The 18672-nt window shown below is 55.5% G+C and carries 7 protein-coding genes and 1 other RNA gene; 6 read left to right on the plus strand and 2 right to left on the minus strand.

Annotated features, from left to right (window positions below; genetic code table 11):
* Positions 1-42 precede the first annotated feature (42 nt).
* Positions 43-339, minus strand: a complete 297-nt coding sequence (locus BZK41_RS19270) for an RnfH family protein (RefSeq protein WP_008785525.1) — start codon at positions 337-339, stop codon at positions 43-45.
* Complete coding sequence (gene ratA, locus BZK41_RS19275) at positions 323-766, minus strand: type II toxin-antitoxin system toxin RatA (RefSeq protein ID WP_003826396.1); 444 nt, start codon at positions 764-766, stop codon at positions 323-325. Before ratA ends, BZK41_RS19270 begins: the two co-directional genes overlap by 17 nt.
* Before the next feature lie 154 nt (positions 767-920).
* Between ratA and smpB the strand changes: the two genes are divergently transcribed.
* The 6 genes from smpB (at position 921) to ssrA (ending at position 18555) form a co-directional block, all read left to right on the plus strand.
* Positions 921-1403, plus strand: coding sequence for an SsrA-binding protein SmpB (gene smpB / locus BZK41_RS19280; RefSeq protein WP_003031211.1), 483 nt, complete (start codon positions 921-923; stop codon positions 1401-1403).
* A 581-nt stretch (positions 1404-1984) separates the two neighbouring features.
* Positions 1985-13255, plus strand: coding sequence for a BapA/Bap/LapF family large adhesin (locus BZK41_RS19285; RefSeq protein ID WP_079939194.1), 11271 nt, complete (start codon positions 1985-1987; stop codon positions 13253-13255).
* A gap of 100 nt (positions 13256-13355) precedes the next feature.
* Positions 13356-14765 carry a TolC family outer membrane protein gene (locus BZK41_RS19290; RefSeq protein WP_079939195.1) on the plus strand — a complete coding sequence of 470 codons (1410 nt, stop codon included), beginning with the start codon at positions 13356-13358 and terminating at the stop codon, positions 14763-14765.
* On the plus strand, positions 14762-16948 hold the full coding sequence (locus BZK41_RS19295; RefSeq protein WP_079939196.1) for a type I secretion system permease/ATPase: 2187 nt from the start codon (positions 14762-14764) through the stop codon (positions 16946-16948). Before BZK41_RS19290 ends, BZK41_RS19295 begins: the two co-directional genes overlap by 4 nt.
* Before the next feature lie 7 nt (positions 16949-16955).
* Positions 16956-18119: an HlyD family efflux transporter periplasmic adaptor subunit gene (locus BZK41_RS19300; protein WP_139762632.1), complete on the plus strand. Its 1164-nt coding sequence runs from the start codon at positions 16956-16958 to the stop codon at positions 18117-18119.
* 72 nt (positions 18120-18191) lie between these two features.
* Positions 18192-18555, plus strand: a transfer-messenger RNA (tmRNA) gene (ssrA, locus tag BZK41_RS19305).
* Positions 18556-18672: the final 117 nt, after the last annotated feature.

The following is an 18672-nucleotide window of genomic DNA, read 5'->3' on the forward strand; positions in this document are numbered from 1 at the left end:
AGATCAAAAAAGGTGCTCAATGAGCACCTTTTTTATTGTCTGCTATTTTTTAGCGGATTTCTCTGCTCGCTGTCTGCGCAGCTCTTTCGGATCGGCAATCAGTGGCCGGTAGATTTCCACCCTATCCCCGTCCTGCAGAACATCAGCAAGCTTTACCGGACGGCTGTAAATGCCGACTTTATTTTTGCTGAGATCGATATCGGTACGTAATTCCAGCAACCCGGAGGCGCGGATAGCCTCTTCCACCGTAGCGCCTTGTTGCAACGTTACACGCTGTAGATACTGTTTCTCGGGCAGCGCATACGCCACTTCAACGACAATTTTAGCTGACGCTGACACTGTAAACCTCTTTCGCGCGGACCGTGAAGGCCTGCACCATGTTTGAAGCCAGCTCTTTAAAGATACGACCAAACGCCAGCTCGATTAACTTATTGGTAAACTCAAAATCGAGATGAAATTCAATGCGGCACGCTTCATGACTCAGTGGCGTAAACTTCCATCCGCCAATGAGTTTCTTGAACGGTCCGTCGACCAGATGCATCAGGATACTCTGGTTACTGGTCAGTTGATTGCGCGTGGTGAACGTTTTGCTAATCCCTGCTTTCGAGACATCCACCGCAGCGGTCATCTGTCCCGGAGTCGACTCCAGCACACGGCTACCGGTGCACCCCGGTAAAAACTGGGGATAGGATTTAACATCGTTCACTAGCTGATACATCTGTTCCGCACTGTAAGGTACTAAAGCGGTCCGGCTAATCTGAGGCATAACAATTTCCATCAATATCAATCACACAAATAATACCATTTATCCCCCGCTAAAAAAAACGCTATAGCCTAACTCGTGCTAAGATAGCGCCTTGCGCCCCGCTGGATGAAATGGGGTGTTTTTCGATTCCAGATTACCTATACTGAGCGGCATTATGACGAAGAAAAAAGCACACAAACCTGGCTCAGCCACAATCGCGCTGAACAAGCGCGCACGACACGAATACTTTATTGAAGAAGAGTTCGAAGCAGGACTCGCTCTGCAAGGTTGGGAAGTCAAATCCCTGCGCGCGGGTAAAGCTAACATCGGCGATAGCTACGTCATCCTTAAAGACGGCGAAGCGTTCCTGTTTGGCGCCAACTTCACACCAATGGCTGTTGCCTCAACGCATGTGGTATGTGATCCCACCCGTACCCGTAAGCTGTTGTTAAACCAACGAGAGCTCGACTCCCTGTATGGTCGTATGAATCGTGACGGTTACACCGTCGTTGCGCTTTCACTGTACTGGAAAAATGCCTGGTGCAAAGTAAAAATTGGCGTCGCGAAAGGTAAGAAACAGCACGACAAGCGCTCCGATGTGAAAGAACGCGAATGGCAGTTAGATAAAGCGCGTATTATGAAAAATGCTGGCCGCTAAACGCTACTCTCCTGTGACCAGTCTCTTATCCTGAGACTGGTTCGTATTTTTAGTTATTGAAATCCACCCAATACATTCACCTGGTTTATAGTTTATTTGTGCTGAATCGTTCAGGTATGAAATAAACTCCCCTGGCATTACCGTAGCGCTCCATAGTCTAATAAAATAAAACTTCAAGACCATATCGCCTACATTGAAACTTATTTAATAACACTATTATTACTGTTGTTTATTATATTACCCCTCATTTTGATTAAAATAAAAACCAATAAAATACAACAAGTTAACATAAAATCAATTGTTAAATATGTACCGGAAAGTATCCTTTTCAATTAGCTAAATATATTTTTAATATAGATAAGTTGCAGAATACTTTCTTTCTGACTATATCATCTAATACGAAAGAACTATTCAGCCGACAGGGCGCGAACGTATTTGATAAGTAAACGAACATCTGTATGACCTAATCAATGTAATTACATGTGTAAATTCATCTTTATGATGAACGGGCCCCTGTCTGCTCATTTTCCCAGCGCGCTGTTGCGGATTAATACTCCCGGCATGCCATCAGGAGTGAACATATGCGTCTACTCGCCGTTGTATCAAAATTAACTGGCGTTTCCACAAATGTTGAAACCTCTGAAGTTACACTCAGTTCACCTTCTATCGTGAAACTGTCGGTGTCGCGTGAGGAGGTGAGCCAACTGACACGCATGAATCAGGATCTGGTTGTCACACTCCGCTCAGGTGAAATCATCACCATTAAAAACTTCTACGTCGGAAAAGGTGATGCACAAAACCAGCTTGTTCTGGAAGACAGTAATGGCGCGCTGTGGTGGGTTCAGGATACTGATGGGGCATTCCACTTCCAGCATCTGGACGATCTCACTCCGCTAATGACTGCCGAGGGAAGCCATGAAGGCGGCGCCGTCTGGCCGTGGGTTCTTGGTGGGATAGCGGTTGCAGGTGGAATTGGCCTCGCGGCGGGTGGCGGTGGCGGTGGCGGAAGTGATAATAATGCCGGAAACGGTAACGGCGGCAATGGCAATGGCAATGGCAATGGCAATGGCAATGGCAATGGCAATGGCAATGGTAACGGTAACGGTAACGGTAACGGTGGTAATGGTGACGGCGATGGCGGCACACCGCCAACGACAACCCCTAACAAACCTGACGAGCCCGTCATCACCAGCGTAATCGATAACCAGGAACTGATTACTGGCCCTGTTAATCAGCAGGAATCCACCAACGATAATACGCCTACACTCCAGGGTACTGGCCCCGCGAATGCCACATTACATATTTTTGATAACGGTGTCGAAATAGGTCAGGTCACTATCGATGCCAACGGCAACTGGTCGTTTACGCCATCCTCTCCTCTCACAGACGGTACCCACCAGTTTACCGTCAGCGCGTCGAACGGTGCGGGCAGCAGCGGAATGTCGGACAGTTGGGTCATTATTGTCGATACGCTTGCCCCCGACGCCCCTGTAGTCACTCAGGAAATCGACAATGTCGGTTCCATTACCGGTCTTATCGCCAATAACGGCGTAACCGATGATGCTACACCAACGCTCACTGGCACAGGCGAAGCGGGTTCTTACATCAGTATTTCTGATAACGGCATTCTGATTGGCATGGTTCAGGTGGATGACAATGGTAACTGGACGTTTACACCGGACACACCGCTCAGCGACGGTGTTCACAATCTGACGCTGACGCAAACTGACGCCGCGGGTAACGTGAGTGCGGAAACGAAAGTACCGACATTCACCGTTGATACGATTCCACCTGCCGCCGCGGTCATTTCCTCCGTTAATCCGGAAGGTACAACTGTTACCGGGAGAGCGGAAGCGGGAAGCCTGGTCACTATCATCGGTAGTAATAATCAGGTTTTAGGTTCAATCAGGGTCGACCAAACCGGCAATTTTTCCATCGCGATTTCTCCCTCGCAAACGCACGGTGAAGCACTGATCGCGAAAATTCAGGACCTGGCAGGCAACATCGGGCCAGATACTTCCTTCAATGCCACTAACTCTGGCTACCCGGGCGTACCCGTTATCGTCAGCATAATGGATGATTTTGCTCCCTCAACCGGTCTGTTGAGCAATAATCAGGCCACCAACGACCAAACGCCGACGCTATCAGGTACCGCTGACGCCAACAGCACGGTTAACATTTATAACAACGGGGTGTTAGTTATAAGCGTACAAGCCGATCCCAGCGGCAACTGGACCTGGACTTCCAGCACCAACTTGCAGGACAACTCATACTCCTTCACCGCCACGGCGACCAACCACCTGGGCACGGGAGGAACATCAGCGGCATTCAATATCACTATCGATACTCAGCCACCGTCAGCGCCGGACGATCTGAACGTATCTGCCGATGGCTCTGTCGTCACCGGTACGGCCGAACCAGGAAGTACCGTGACCATCAATGATAATAATGGTCATCAGATCGGCAGCGGCGTGACCGGAACAGATGGCTCATTTACCATCACCATTAGCCCACCTCAGACCAATGGTGAGACCATTACCGCTATCGCCACCGATCCAGCCGGAAACCCAAGCCCACCAGAAACTGCGCTCGCGCCAGACATCACGGCCCCGCAGCCGCCTGCTAACCTGGTGATTAACTCCGCGGGCGATCAAGTTACCGGTACCGCAGAACCCAACAGTACGGTACATATTCTGGATCCAGGTGGCGCGATTATTGGAACGGCAACCGCCGGCCCGAGCGGAAGTTTCACCGCCACGCTGCTTCCGCCGCAGACCAACGGAGAACATCTTGTCGCCAACGCGACGGATGCGGCTGGCAATACCAGCGGCAACAGCGCGATTACCGCACCGGATACCACGGCACCTGATGCGCCTACCGGCGTTATCGTCGCCGGAGACGGCGGTTCTGTGAGTGGGCATGCTGAAGCGGGAAGCACCATCACAGTCAAAGACAGCAACGGTAACCCGATTGGCACAGGTCAGGCTGACAGCGGCGGCAACTTCGCAGTGTCGATTACGCCACCGCAAAAGAACGGCGAAACGGTAAACGTTACCGCAACGGACAACAGCAGCAACGAGAGTCAGCCGACTTCCGCATTGGCACCGGATATTACCGCCCCCGGAACGCCCATCATCACCGCTGTAACGGATGACCAGCCCATGTACCAGGGCCCTCTCAATAACGGCGACGTCACCAACGATAGCAAACCTAAACTGGAAGGTACCGCCGAAGCAGGTTCTCAGGTCAAAATTTACGATAACGGCACCCTGCTGACGACCGTTACCGCTGATATCAACGGTAACTGGAACTATACGCCAGCCTCGGCGCTGAGCGAGGGCGCTCATATCTTCACGGTGACCGCCACAGACGCCGCGAGTAACACCAGTAGCGCGGCAAGCTGGAAAATCATTGTCGATACCATTGCGCCCACAGTTCCCGCAATCACGCTGGTGAACGATAACGTCGGTACGATAACCGGCGACGTTGCTAACAACGGCGGCATCACCAACGACAACACGCCGACGATTTCAGGCACCGGTGAGCCGGGTTCGTTAGTTAGCCTCTTTGACAATGGCCTTTTACTGGACACCATCCTCGTCACTAGCTCAGGTTCCTGGAGCTATACAGTGCCAAATGGCGCTCCGCTCACCGACCGGGTGCATAATTTCACGGTATTGGCTACAGATATGGCAGGTAACGTCACCACCTCGCCAACGGTTGTGACTATCACGGTTGATACACAAGCGCCTGCCTCGCCAGTCATTCTCAGCATGACGGATGATGTCGGCAGCATTAAAAGCGATCTACTTACCAACCAGAGTACGGACGATACGCTACCAAAACTTAACGGCACGGGTGTTGCCGGTTCAACCGTCACGCTGTATGACGGCACGACGCCTATTGGCAGCGTGCTGGTTCCGGCTGACGGCAACTGGAGCATCCAGGTGACTCAACCGCTAAGCGAAGGGCCGCATACGCTGACCGCCGTGGCGACAGATGCCGCAGGTAATGCCAGCGCACCCGCAAGCTTTACGTTAACCATCGATACCACGCCACCAGCTGCACCGATTATTGTCGCCGGAGAGGGACTGATAGGCAGCGCCACTCTCCCTCTGGCAAACGGTGGCAGTACGAAAAGTACCACCCCTGTTCTTTCAGGTACTGGCGAGCCGGGAGCAACCATCACCGTTGCTGATAACGGCACAACGTTGGGTCGCACCACCGTCCAGCCTGACGGTACATGGACATTTACGCCACCGAATGCGCTGCCTGAAGGACCGCATAAATTCACCGCCACAGCGACTGACGCAGCAGGCAATACGGGGATCCCGTCGGCGAGCTTTACCCTGACGGTTGACAATACGCCCCCCGTGCAGCCTGGCGCGCCTGTCATTACCGACGATGTGGCTCCGGTAACGGGCGTGGTCACGAATGGCAACACCAATGACACCACGCCAACCTTTAGCGGCACCGGTACGGCGGGTGATGTTATTTCGGTGTATCTCGACGGCAATACCACACCGCTGGGTACCGCAACGGTTGGCGCAGACGGCACCTGGAGCTTTACGCCAACCACGCCTATTAACCCGGATAGTTACCAGGTTACCCTCACCGCAACCGATCCGGCAGGCAACGTCAGCCAACCGTCGACAGCCATCACCCTGAACATTGATATTACGCCTCCCGCAACGCCTACAATCACTGCTGCAAATGACAACGCAGGCACAGTTCAGGGAGATATCGCAGCGAACGGCACAACCGATGACAGCACGCCAACCGTGCGCGGAACCGGGGAAAGTGGCTCGATCATTACGCTGTATAACGGCACTACCGTCATCGGCACTACTACCGTAGTGAATGGTTTGTGGGTCATCACGCCGACGACGGCGCTGCCCAATGGCACCTACACGCTGACGGCAGTCGCCACCGATGCCGCAGGCAACCCCAGCGGTACCTCAAATAGCATCTCGTTTACGGTGAATTCGACACCGCTTACCGCCCCGCAGGTAACGGATATCGAAGATAACGTCGGCGTGATTACCGGCACGCTCAGCAATGGAAGCGTCACGGATGATCTCTCCCCCACCGTCAGCGGAACAGGAACACCGGGCAGTACGATCCAAATTTTTGATAATGGAGGCTCAAGCCCAGTAATAACCACAACGGTGGGAGCCGATGGCAAATGGAGCGTGGACGTTCCGCTTTCGCCCAATGCACAGCATACGCTGACCTTTGGCGCGCAGGATGCGGCAGGCAATAGCCTCCCGGCAGGCAACCCGGTAATTATAACAACCGATACGCAAGCGCCGCCTGCCCCCATCGTAACCATCATAGATAATAACGGTACGCTGGTGAGTGGGACCGCCGAACCAGGCAGCACCGTCATCATCAGAAATGGAACCACGGTCCTCGGCCAGGCCGTTGCTGATAGCATTACCGGCGCTTACACCGTCACGATTTCACCGGCTCAGACGACAGGTGAAGCATTGAACGCGATCGCCCAGGATCCGGCGGGCAACCAAAGCGGAGAAACGCCGTTTACCGCCTCAAACTCGGGCCTTCCGCACCCACCGACTCTGCAAATTATCGACGATGTTCCTTCCGGTTTAACTGAAATTGGTAACGGAAAAACCACCAATGACACGCAGCCAACCTTACAAGGCGTGGCAACAGCCGGAGCTGATGTACATATCTACCAAAACGGGATCCTGCTGATCACCGTCCAGGCTGACGCGAGCACCGGAGCCTGGAGCTACACCATCCCCAGCGCGCTGGCGGACGGCACGACCTGGAACTACGCAGTCTCTCAAACGGTGAATGGCGACACCAGCGGCCAGTCGCCAAACTATGCCATTACCATCGATACCACCGCGCCGCTCGCGCCAAGCATCACCGCCGTTACTGATGACGTGGATCCGGTGACGGGCAATGTCGGCAGTGGACAAAGCACTAACGACACGCGCCCAACACTGAGTGGTACTGGCGAGATTGGGGCGACCATTACGGTTTATGACGGCGGCGTGTCCATCGGCACCACTACCGTTAACAACAGCGGAAACTGGAGCTTTACCCCGCAAAATGCCCTGAATGACGGTCCTCACACGTTTACTGTGCGCGCCACTGACGCGGCTGGCAATCAGGGGGCCCCATCCGCATCGTACCCAATAACGGTGGACACAGGTCTGCCTGGTGCACCAGTTATTGTGTCAGTAACCGACGATGTAGGTGGAACAACCACGCTCATTTCCGGGCAGACAACCAACGATAATACGCCAACCCTGGCAGGTACTACCGAAGCGAATAGCGTGGTCACCATCCGCGATAACGGCACGGTGATTGGCACAACCACCAGCGACGGAAGCGGCAACTGGAGCTTTACGCCTTCTCCGGCACTCGGCGAGGGCAATCACGCGTTGACCGCCACGGTCACGGACGCCGCGGGTAACGTCAGCCCGGCAACAGCGCCATTCTCTTTGTTGGTCGACACACTTCCACCAGTAGTGCCAACTATTGTGTCCGTCATCGACGATCAGCCAGGAAGCACTCAGTTGACCAACGGTCAACTGACCAATGATGCCCAACCCACACTGAATGGCATTACCGAACCCAATGCCATTGTCACTATTCGCAGCAATGGTACGATCATTGGCACCGCAAATGCCGATGGATCCGGTAACTGGAGCTTCACCCCTACAAGCGCGCTGGCGCAGGGGGAAAATATCTTTACCGTGACGGCGACGGATGCAGCTGGCAATACCAGCGGAGCCTCCACATCATTCACCATTTTGGTCGATTCAATTGCCCCGTCTGCACCGGTAATTCTGACCGTTCAGGACAATACCGCGCCGACAACCGGGCCAATCTCCAACGGGCAAATCAGCAACGAAAGTCGCCCGGCGCTCAGCGGTACCGGTGAAGTTGGCGCGACGATTACCGTCCTGAGCGATGGTCAGCCCATTGGCACCACCATCGTCGGCGCAGGCGGAAGCTGGAGTTTTACGCCCTCCGCGGCGTTGGGTAACGGCCAGCATACTCTGACCGTCACGGCTACAGATAGCGCAGGCAATACCAGCCTGCCTTCTGGTGGCTTTACCTACACCGTCGATACTCTGGCACCGACAGCACCAGTGATTACTCAGGTTGCAGATGATGTCGGCCCGCTGATCGGTAATCTGAATAACGGTCAGGCCACGAACGATCCACTCCCGACGCTTAGCGGTACGGCTGAAGCCAATTCCACGGTGAGAATTTACGATAACGGATCGTTTATCGGCTTTACCACAGCGGATGGTACGGGCGCATGGAGCTTCACGCCGGGAACCCCACTTGGCAATGGTAACCACGCGCTGACGGTAACAGCCACCGACGCGGCCGGAAACATCAGCCCGACGTCTGCAGGATTTAACATCGTCGTTGATACCGTTGCCCCGCTTGCGCCAACGATTATTCAGGCTTTTGATGACGTGTTGCCGGGAACCGGAACGCTATCGAACGGAGCCTTTACCAACGATACCCGTCCCGTACTCAACGGCTCGGCGGAAGCTGGTGCCCGGGTAGCCATCTACGATAATGGCACGCTGCTGGCAACGGTGACTGCGGCGATAGACGGCACCTGGGAATATCTGCCTGCCGCACTGGGTAACGGTCAACATGTGTTTACCGCAACCGCCGCAGACGCCGCCGGGAACGTGAGTCCTGTCTCTGGCGGGTTTACTATTAATGTCGACACCATTGCGCCATCCGTCCCGCTGCTGGTCTCTGTGGTGGATGATATCGCAGGCGGCGTGTTCAATGCGGCGCTTGGCAACGGACAGTTGACCAACGATGCACGCCCAACGCTGAACGGCACCGCTGAGGCTGGCAGCACCGTTAGCATCTATGACGGAAGCACCCTGTTGGGTACCGCGCTGGTGCAAAGCAATAACAGTTGGTCGTTTACCCCAACCACACCGCTGGCGAATGGATCGCACACCTTCACCGTCACAGCCACCGATGCGGCGGGCAACACCAGCGGCGCAACCGCAGGCTTCAGCGTGGTGGTTGACACCACGGCGCCGACGCAGCCTTCAATCAGCAGCATTATTGATGATGTCGGGCCAAACACCGGGGCGATTGGCAATAATCAGCCGACCAATGACGCGCGCCCAACGTTAAACGGCATCACGGAAGCCAACGCGCGGGTTGATATTTATGATAACGGCAGCTTTGTTACCAGCGTGACGGCGGATGGCAGCGGCAACTGGAGCTATACCCCAGCTACCGCGCTGGCACAAGGCACCCACTCGTTTACCATCACCGCAACGGACAGCGCGGGTAATACCAGCGGCATATCGTCTGCGGCAGCGATCGTGGTCGATACCGTTGCCCCGGGCATCCCAACCGGGCTGGCGGTAAACGCCAACGGCACCGCGCTCACCGGCGTTGCCGAGCCAAACAGCACGGTCATTATTACCTCCAGCGGCGGAACGGTGCTCGGGACCGCAACGGCCAACGCCTCCGGTAATTTCACCTTTACGCTGAATCCACCGCAAATCAGTGGGCAAACGCTGCAGGTCAGCGCGCAGGATGCCGCAGGCAACATCGGTACGCCGGGTAACGTGCTGGCACCGTTTACCGGCGTACCGCCTGCGCCCGTTATTGCCAGCGTTTTCGATGACGTCGGCACAATCACGGGGCCTGTCGCGGCAGGCAAAACCACCAATGACACCCTGCCAACGCTCAGCGGAACGGCCCAGGCAAACGCGGTGGTTAGTCTGTACAACAACGGCGTACTAATGGGCACCACGACTGCAGACGGTAACGGGATCTGGAGCTATACCCCATCCGGCGCACTCAGCGAAGGTAACCACGCGTTTACCGCCACGGCAACCAACGCCAACGGCGCAAGCGGGTTATCCGGTTCGTTCAGCGTGATTGTGGATACCACACCACCAACAGCACCAACAATACTGATCAGCGCCGATGGCGGTACCGTCAGCGGCGTCGCCGAAGCGGGAAGCACGGTCACCATTTCTCTGCCCGGCGGCACCAGCGTGACAGCAATCGCCAACAGCAGCGGTGTCTACAGCGTAAACCTGCCAGTTCGCCAGATTGAAGGGCAGTCTCTGTCCGCCACGGCGACCGATGCGGCGGGAAATACCTCATCGCCGACAAGCGCTCTCGCACCGGTATTGCCGCTGCTGGCTGAAGACAATGTCACCAGTCTACCGCTACAAACCGATGTCACCGTCAGCACCGAGCATCAGAGCGATTATGGTTTCCTGTTGGTCAATGCGCTTGGAAATGTCGCCAACGTACTGGGGAACGATACGGCAAGCGTCAATTTCAGCATCGCTTCTGGCGGCAGCGGATCCATTACGATCAATGCCGCTGCGACCGGCGTGGTGCTGTCGCTTTTAAACACGCTTGAAGTCGTCATCCAGCGCTTTGACACCGCACTGAATGCCTGGGTAACGGTGGTGGATACCGGAAAACCAGACTTTGCCAGTCTGCTCACCCTGGGTGCCTCAGGCGTAACGCTCAATTACAGCGGACTGACTGGCGGGGATTACCGCGTAGTCAGCTACAACACCAACCTGCTGGCGACCGGCGCATACACCAGCCTTGATGTCTCGGTGGTAAAAGCCAGCGCAGGGACCATCACCGGCGGTACCACGGAATCCGGAAATATCATCACCGATACCGATCCCACCAACGGACAGGATAACGCCCCTTCCGGCACGCTGGTCACCTCCATCACCGACGGTAACGGCAACCTCGTGAACATCCCGGCGGGCGGCATTGATGTGCAGGGGAAATACGGCATCCTGCATATCAATCAGAACGGTAGCTACACCTATACCCTGACCAATACGTCAATCTCGGTATATGGACGCTCCGAAAGCTTCACCTACACGCTGACACATGGCAGCGATCACTCCTCAGCAAAACTGGTGGTAACGCTGGGTCAGGCCCCAACCACCAGTACGGTAACCGCGGCAGATGATGTGGCTGCGCTGACTTACGGGACGCAGGTCATCGCGGTTGATCATGGCACATCACAGCAAACCGGCTTCACCCTCGCCAACGTCGGACTGGGTAATGTGCTGGACGTCAGCCTGGTTAACGGTTTAACCAACCCGATCAAGTTTAATGTAGATGACGGCGCAACCCGCACGCTGACCGTCAAGGCAAGCGTTCTTGGCGTCACGGTTGGCGGTTTTGATCTCTATGTTTATCGCTTCAACGAGTCCATTCAGCAGTATGAACAGTTCCGCGTGAAACCTAACTGGGTCACGGCGCTGTTAGGAGGTAGCTCAACGGACTACACCATCACCCTGCCGGGCGGTGACTATCTGTTCCTGCTTAACGCCTCCGGCGGCCTGACGCTGCTGACCGGCTACACCCTGGATATTAAGGCTGATCATACCTACGCCGTCGACAGCCTGAGTGCGACAACCAATGGAAACCTGCTGGTCAACGACTCGGCTCCGGCCAATACCGTTATCACCGAAGTGAACGGTGTCACCGTTAACGCAACGGGCACCACCACTATTAACGGACAGTACGGCACGCTGATTATTGATGCGAAAGGGAACTACACCTACACGCTGAAAAGCGGACTGGGCGCAGACGGTATCAATACGCCGGACAGCTTCGTGTATAAGGTCAAAGCACCAAACGGCGATACCGGCAGCGCATCACTGAATATCAAACCAACACCGCAGCCGCTGGACGCAATAAATGACGTCAGCAGCACGATGGCGGTGAGTACCGTTCAGGATTCTGCTGCGTACGGAAGCGGCGCGCTGGGAACTGCGACAATTCCGACGCTGGGGAGCAAAGCAACCGGTACAGGTTCGTTTGATATCGCAACAAATGACGTTCTGAAAGGCGCCACGCTCAACTTCAGCATCGGCACGCTTATCACCGTTGGTACGCTGGGCGTGACCTGGACCATAACCGGTCCTGACGGATTCTCGCTTTCAGGCTCGATACCCGCCAGTTCCATCAGCCTGTTAGGCAGTTCAATTGCCGTCTCGCTGGGCAATGCCGAGCTAACCGCAGGCCATTACAACATCAGCTTTACAGGAACGATGGGAGGGCTGGCAGTTGGCAACGTCAGCATTACGCCAAACGTCACAGGCACGACATGGCACCTCAATACCTATGACGTTAACGCCACCACGGTGAATGGCAATATTTTTGATGGCAGTGATGCCGCAGGCGCGCACGATCAGCTCTCAACTGTCCATACCCAGCTCACCGTCACTGGCTTTAACGGCAGTACTGCCACCCTTAATCCGGCCGGCAGCACCAGCAGCGCAATAATTCAGGGTCATTATGGTTCACTAACCATGAACCTGGATGGCTCATACATCTACACGCTGAAGCCGGGTACAACCGTAGCATCGATCACCAGCAAAGAGACCTTTACCTATACCCTTAACGACCAAAACGGGCATACGGACACCGCTACGCTGACCATCAATATGAATCCGCAGATGGCAAGCAGCGCACAGCATGACGTGATAACCGGATCGGTCTACGGCGATACGCTGATTTATCACCTGCTCAACGCCAACGACGCTACCGGTGGCAACATTAGTAATGGCGCTACCGACAACTGGACCAACTTCTCGCTGGCCCAGGGCGACAAAATCGATATTGGCGACCTGCTGGTAGGCTGGAACGGGCAAAATGCTACGCTCGGCAACTACCTCACCGTGACCACCAGCGGTAACAATACGGTGATTGCTATCGACCGCGACGGTACGGGCAACACTTATCACTCAACCAATCTCATAACGCTGGAGAACGTACACACCACGCTCGATGAGCTGGTGCAACAAAATCACATTGTGACCTGACGTTAACGCTATGCGTTAAAGCGCCATAACTACAGCCCCGGATGCCATGACGTCCGGGGCAATAACAGTCGTCGCTGCCGTATTTTGTAAGGGATAAACTATGAGAAATGTCGCGCCTGTTGCCCTGCTGCTGGCATTAACGCTCTGTACCCTGCGGGTGAATGCCGAAGATGAACCGCAAATTATTACGCCGGAAGGACTGGCCACCAGCCAGATGCTTCCCTCGCTGGACGGCGCGGTTGCCGATCTGCCGCTGAGCGCTGCCGCCCCCGGCAGTCTGACGCTCAACGACGCGGTAAGTCGTGCCGTCAACTGGCATCCTTCTATTCGTGAATCAATCGGCAAACTGCTCTCACAAAACGAGCAGATCGACGTGGCGAAATCGAAATATTACCCGCAAGTTTCTGCCGGAATGAACAACGGTTACAGCAATACCTACACCGACCACGGCTTTAGCCCGGCGCTGGTTATTTCGGTGTCACAAATGCTGTACGACTTCGGCAAAGTGGCAAGCCAGGTTCGCGCCGAAACCGCTGGAGCTGCGCAACAGCAGGCGAATGTATTACTCAGTATTGATACCATCGCCCACGCAACCGCCAACGCGATAGTCCAGGTGCAGACGTGGCAGCAAATGGTGGATGCCGCCGAAGAGCAGCTCACTGCCTTAAACGGCATTGGTCGACTGACCCGACAGCGCAATGATGAAGGGGCAACCTCGCTGTCCGACGTGGTGCAAACCGATGCGCGTATCGAGTCTGCACGTTCTCAGCTGGCGCAGTATCAGGCCAATCTCGACAGCAGCAAGGCCACATTGATGAGTTACCTCGGCTGGAGTTCACTTAACGGCATCAGCAACGAATTCCCGGCCAAGCTGGACAGCAGCTGTGATGTGGTCAAACCGGAAGATAAACTGGTTCCTGCGGTGCTGGCTGCCTGGGCACAAGCGAATGTGGCGCAGGCAAATCTCGATTACGCCAACGCGCAGATGACGCCCACCATCTCTCTGGAACCGTCGGTTCAGCATTATCTCAACGACAAATATCCCAGCCATGAGGTGCTCGACAAAACCCAATACTCCACGTGGGTAAAAGTTGAGATGCCGCTGTATCAGGGGGGCGGACTCACCGCTAGGCGCAACGCCGCCAGCCACGCGGTAGAGTCTGCACAGTACTCCATCCAGCGCACCCGACTCGAAGTACGGCAAAAATTACTCGAGTCCCGCAGCCAGGCGATGAGCCTCGCCACCGCCCTGCAGATTCTGCGTCGCCAGCAGCGACTGAGTGAACAAACGCGCGAGCTTTATCAACAGCAGTATCTGGACCTCGGTTCGCGCCCGCTGCTCGACGTACTTAACGCCGAGCAAGAGGTGTATCAGGCCCGTTTTGCGGAACTCCAGACCCAAAACCAGCTGCGCCAGCTCCAGTTGAACTGCCTCTATAACACCGGCTCGCTTCGCCAGGCGTTCGCCTTAAATAACCGCAGTATTCAATCGGTGGAGATCAAGCTATGAGCGACCTCGATTCACATGCGGAAGATGCAATTGGGGAACACGCCCTGAGCCAGTGGGCGCAGGCGATGACGCATATTGCCAATCACTATCGCGTGGCCTGTTCTCCCGGAGCAATCCAGGCCAACGCCCCGTGGTTTGCGGGAAAAAGCCGGGCTACGGCCCTGACACAGCTGGCGCGTCAGGCGGGACTGTCATTTCATTCGCTGAATACCGCCACGCAGGCATTCGGTCAGTGGCGTTTACCGGTAGTGGCGGAGCTGCGCGACGGCCAGCTGATGGTGATAGAACATTTCAACGGCGAAGATACGTTAGATGTGTTTATCATCGCCGAAGAGGGCCAGCGTAACCGGTTAACGATTGCAGAACTTCTGCCGGAGATCGTGAGCATTACCGCGCTGCGCCCGCTGTCAGCGCTGAAGGACAGTCGGGTAGACCGCTATATTTCGCGCTTCAAGCCCGACTGGATGCGCGAACTGGTGTTAAAGGACATCCGCCCTTACCTGCCGGTCATGATTGCCGCCTTTCTGATTAACGTTCTGTCGCTCGCCGGGATTATCTTTTCCATGCAGGTGTATGACCGGGTGATCCCCGCCCAGTCTTATCCAACGCTGTATGTTCTCTCCACTGGCGTTCTGGTGGCGGTGCTGTTTGGCTTTTTGCTGCGCGAAGCACGTACCCACATAATGGACCTGCTCGGCAAACGCGCCGATATGCGCATTTCTGATCGCGTGTTCAGTCATGCATTACGCCTGCGCAACAGCGCCGTACCGCGCTCGACGGGGAGCTTTATTTCTCAACTACGCGAGCTGGAACAGGTTCGCGAGATGATCACCTCCTCGACCATGTCGACCATTGTCGATCTGCCGTTTTTCTTTTTGTTTATCGTGGTGCTGGCATTTATCGCCCCGCCGCTGGCATGGATAGCTCCCGTCGCGGCCCTGCTGATGATACTGCCCGGTTTGCTGTTACAGAAGAAGCTGGCGGTGCTCGCCAACCAGGCTGCCCATGAATCCACCCTGCGCAACGCGGTGCTGGTCGAAAGCGTTCAGGGGCTGGAAGACATCAAGCTGATGCAGGCTGAAAACCGCTTTTTACAGCAGTGGAACAGCTACATCCGCATTACCGGAGAGTCCGGGCTGCGCACGCGCAGGCTGACTCAGGGGCTGATTGGCTGGGGCATGTCGGTACAAAGTCTGGTCTACGCCGCCATCATTATGTTTGGCGCGCCGATGGTCATTGAAGGCACGATGACCACCGGGGCCGTGGTGGCCGCTTCGATGCTCGGTTCCAGAATGATTGCCCCAATGGCTAACCTGTGTGGCGTGCTGGCCCGCTGGCAACAGGTCAAGGCGGCGAAGATGGGGTTGGATAGCATCATGCAGCTCCCCACCGAAACGCAGTACGACGAAGACCGGGTGCATCAGGAGATTTTTCACGGTCATTATCTGTTTGAGAATGCACACTTTCGCTACCACAGCGACGATCAGCGCGTTCCGCTGCGCATCTCGCGCCTGGAGGTCATGCCCGGCGAACGGGTGGCGATCCTCGGGCGTAACGGTGCCGGGAAATCAACCCTGCTGCAGGCCATGGCGGGTGGTGTGGAGATTATCCAGGGCGATGTCCGGCTCGACAACCTGAGTCTGGCGCAGATCGATATGGCTGATTTACGCCGCAACATCGGTTTTCTTAGCCAGAATGCGCGGCTGTTTTTCGGCACCCTGCGCGAGAACCTGACCCTCGGCGCACCGCACGCCAGCGATGCGCAGATCTTCGAGGCGCTGGAGGTCAGCGGCGCGGCAGCTTTCGTTAAACAGCTCGCCAAAGGGCTGGCGCATCCCATTATGGAGGGCGGCAACGGTTTGTCCGGTGGGCAACGGCAGTCAATCCTGCTGGCAAGAATGCTGCTGCGCTCGCCCAATATCGTGCTGCTCGACGAACCCAGCGCCTCGCTGGATGAACATACCGAGCGGGAGTTTATTCAGCGCCTCAACCAGTGGTTGGGTAACCGCACATTGATTGTCGCCACCCACCGCGTACCGGTTCTGGAACTTGTCGAGCGCGTGGTGGTGTTGAAAGAAGGTCAACTGGTCATGGATGCCCCGAAAGCGCAAGCGTTGAATGCGAGCCGGGCACCTGCCCCAACTCACGGTCGGGAGTGGAAAAATGAAAACCAATCCGCATGATGCCGCCATGGACGACCTCGATATCCGCCGCGAACACCGTTTTTCCGGGGCCAGCCGCATTATTCTGCTCAGCACGCTGCTGTTTGCCGTCCTGGGCATCTGGGCGTATTTCGGCAAGCTGGATGAAGTCTCAACCGGCAGCGGGAAAGTGATCCCCAGCTCGCGAGAGCAAGTCTTGCAGTCACTGGATGGCGGCATTCTCGCCGAGCTTACGGTACGCGAGGGCGATAAAGTGCGGGCCAACCAAATTGTGGCGCGCCTCGACCCCACCCGTTCTGAGTCCAACGTTGGGGAGAGCGCCGCCCGTTATCGCGCCTCACTGGCTTCCAGCGCAAGGCTCAATGCCGAAGTTAACGATCTGCAACTGGTCTTTCCCGATTCACTGCGTGCCTGGCCGGATCTCATCGCCTCCGAAACTCGCCTGTATAAAAGCCGCCGCGCGCAGCTTGCGGATTCAATGGCAGAACTGCAGGATGCGCTGGTTTCGGTAAATAAAGAGCTGGCTATCACCCAACGGCTGGAGAAAAGCGGTGCCGCCAGCCACGTAGAAGTGCTGCGCCTGCAACGACAAAAAAGCGATCTGGGATTAAAAATCACCGACCTGCGCTCACAATATTTCGTGCAGGCGCGGGAAGCACTGTCAAAGGCCAACGCCGAAGTGGATATGCTGGCGGCTATTTTAAAAGGACGCGAGGATTCCGTCACCCGCCTGACCGTACGCGCGCCGATGCGCGGTATTGTGAAAAACATCCAGGTCACCACCATTGGCGGCGTTATCCCGCCCAACGGCGAGATGATGGAGATTGTGCCGCTGGACGATCATCTGCTGATAGAAACCCGCCTGTCGCCGCGTGATATCGCGTTCATCCATCCCGGCCAGCGGGCGCTGGTGAAGATAACCGCCTATGACTATGCCATTTACGGCGGCCTGGAAGGCGTAGTCGAAACCATCTCCCCGGACACCATTCAGGACAAAGTGAAACCGGAAATCTTCTATTACCGCGTGTTTATCCGCACCCATCAGGACTTCTTACAGAATAAACTGGGACGCCATTTCTCCATCGTACCGGGCATGATTGCCACAGTGGATATAAAAACAGGTGAAAAAACCATCGTCGACTATTTAATCAAACCGTTTAATCGCGCAAAAGAAGCGCTGCGTGAGCGATAAATCCTTGAGGATTAGGGGTTGCGGGGGCTGGTCACGCGTGTCACAAGTCTGTTATACTTGCTCTAACACATTGGGGCTGATTCTGGATTCGACGGGATTCGCGAAACCCAAGGTGCATGCCGAGGGGCGGTTGGCCTCGTAAAAAGCCGCAAAAAAATAGTCGCAAACGACGAAAACTACGCTTTAGCAGCTTAATAACCTGCTCTGAGCCCTCTCTCCCTAGCTTCCGCTCTTAAGACGGGGATCAAAGAGAGGTCAAACCCAAAAGAGATCGCGTGGAGGCCCTGCCTGGGGTTGAAGCGTTAAATCTAATCAGGCTAGTCTGGTAGTGGCGTGTCTGTCCGCAGGTGCCAGGCGAATGTAAAGACTGACTAAGCATGTAGTACCGAGGATGTAGGAATTTCGGACGCGGGTTCAACTCCCGCCAGCTCCACCAAATAAAACAAGGGGTTACGTGAAAACGTAACCCCTTTTTGTTTGGCTGTGGCGGCAAAATGGCGGCAGCCAATTTGCCCACCGTTCAAAACGTCTTAGCCGTTTGTGTAATAAAGGT

The organism is Citrobacter sp. A316, assembly GCF_002042945.1.
GTDB classification, from domain to species: domain Bacteria; phylum Pseudomonadota; class Gammaproteobacteria; order Enterobacterales; family Enterobacteriaceae; genus Citrobacter; species Citrobacter portucalensis.

Excerpts from the sequence above, each read along its gene's own strand:
- ratA (WP_003826396.1), bottom strand. The coding sequence starts at position 766 with ATGCCTCAGATTAGCCGGACCGCTTTAGTACCTTACAGTGCGGAACAG.
- smpB (WP_003031211.1), top strand. The coding sequence starts at position 921 with ATGACGAAGAAAAAAGCACACAAACCTGGCTCAGCCACAATCGCGCTG.
- BZK41_RS19285 (WP_079939194.1), top strand. The coding sequence starts at position 1,985 with ATGCGTCTACTCGCCGTTGTATCAAAATTAACTGGCGTTTCCACAAAT.
- BZK41_RS19290 (WP_079939195.1), top strand. The coding sequence starts at position 13,356 with ATGAGAAATGTCGCGCCTGTTGCCCTGCTGCTGGCATTAACGCTCTGT.
- BZK41_RS19295 (WP_079939196.1), top strand. The coding sequence starts at position 14,762 with ATGAGCGACCTCGATTCACATGCGGAAGATGCAATTGGGGAACACGCC.
- BZK41_RS19300 (WP_139762632.1), top strand. The coding sequence starts at position 16,956 with ATGGACGACCTCGATATCCGCCGCGAACACCGTTTTTCCGGGGCCAGC.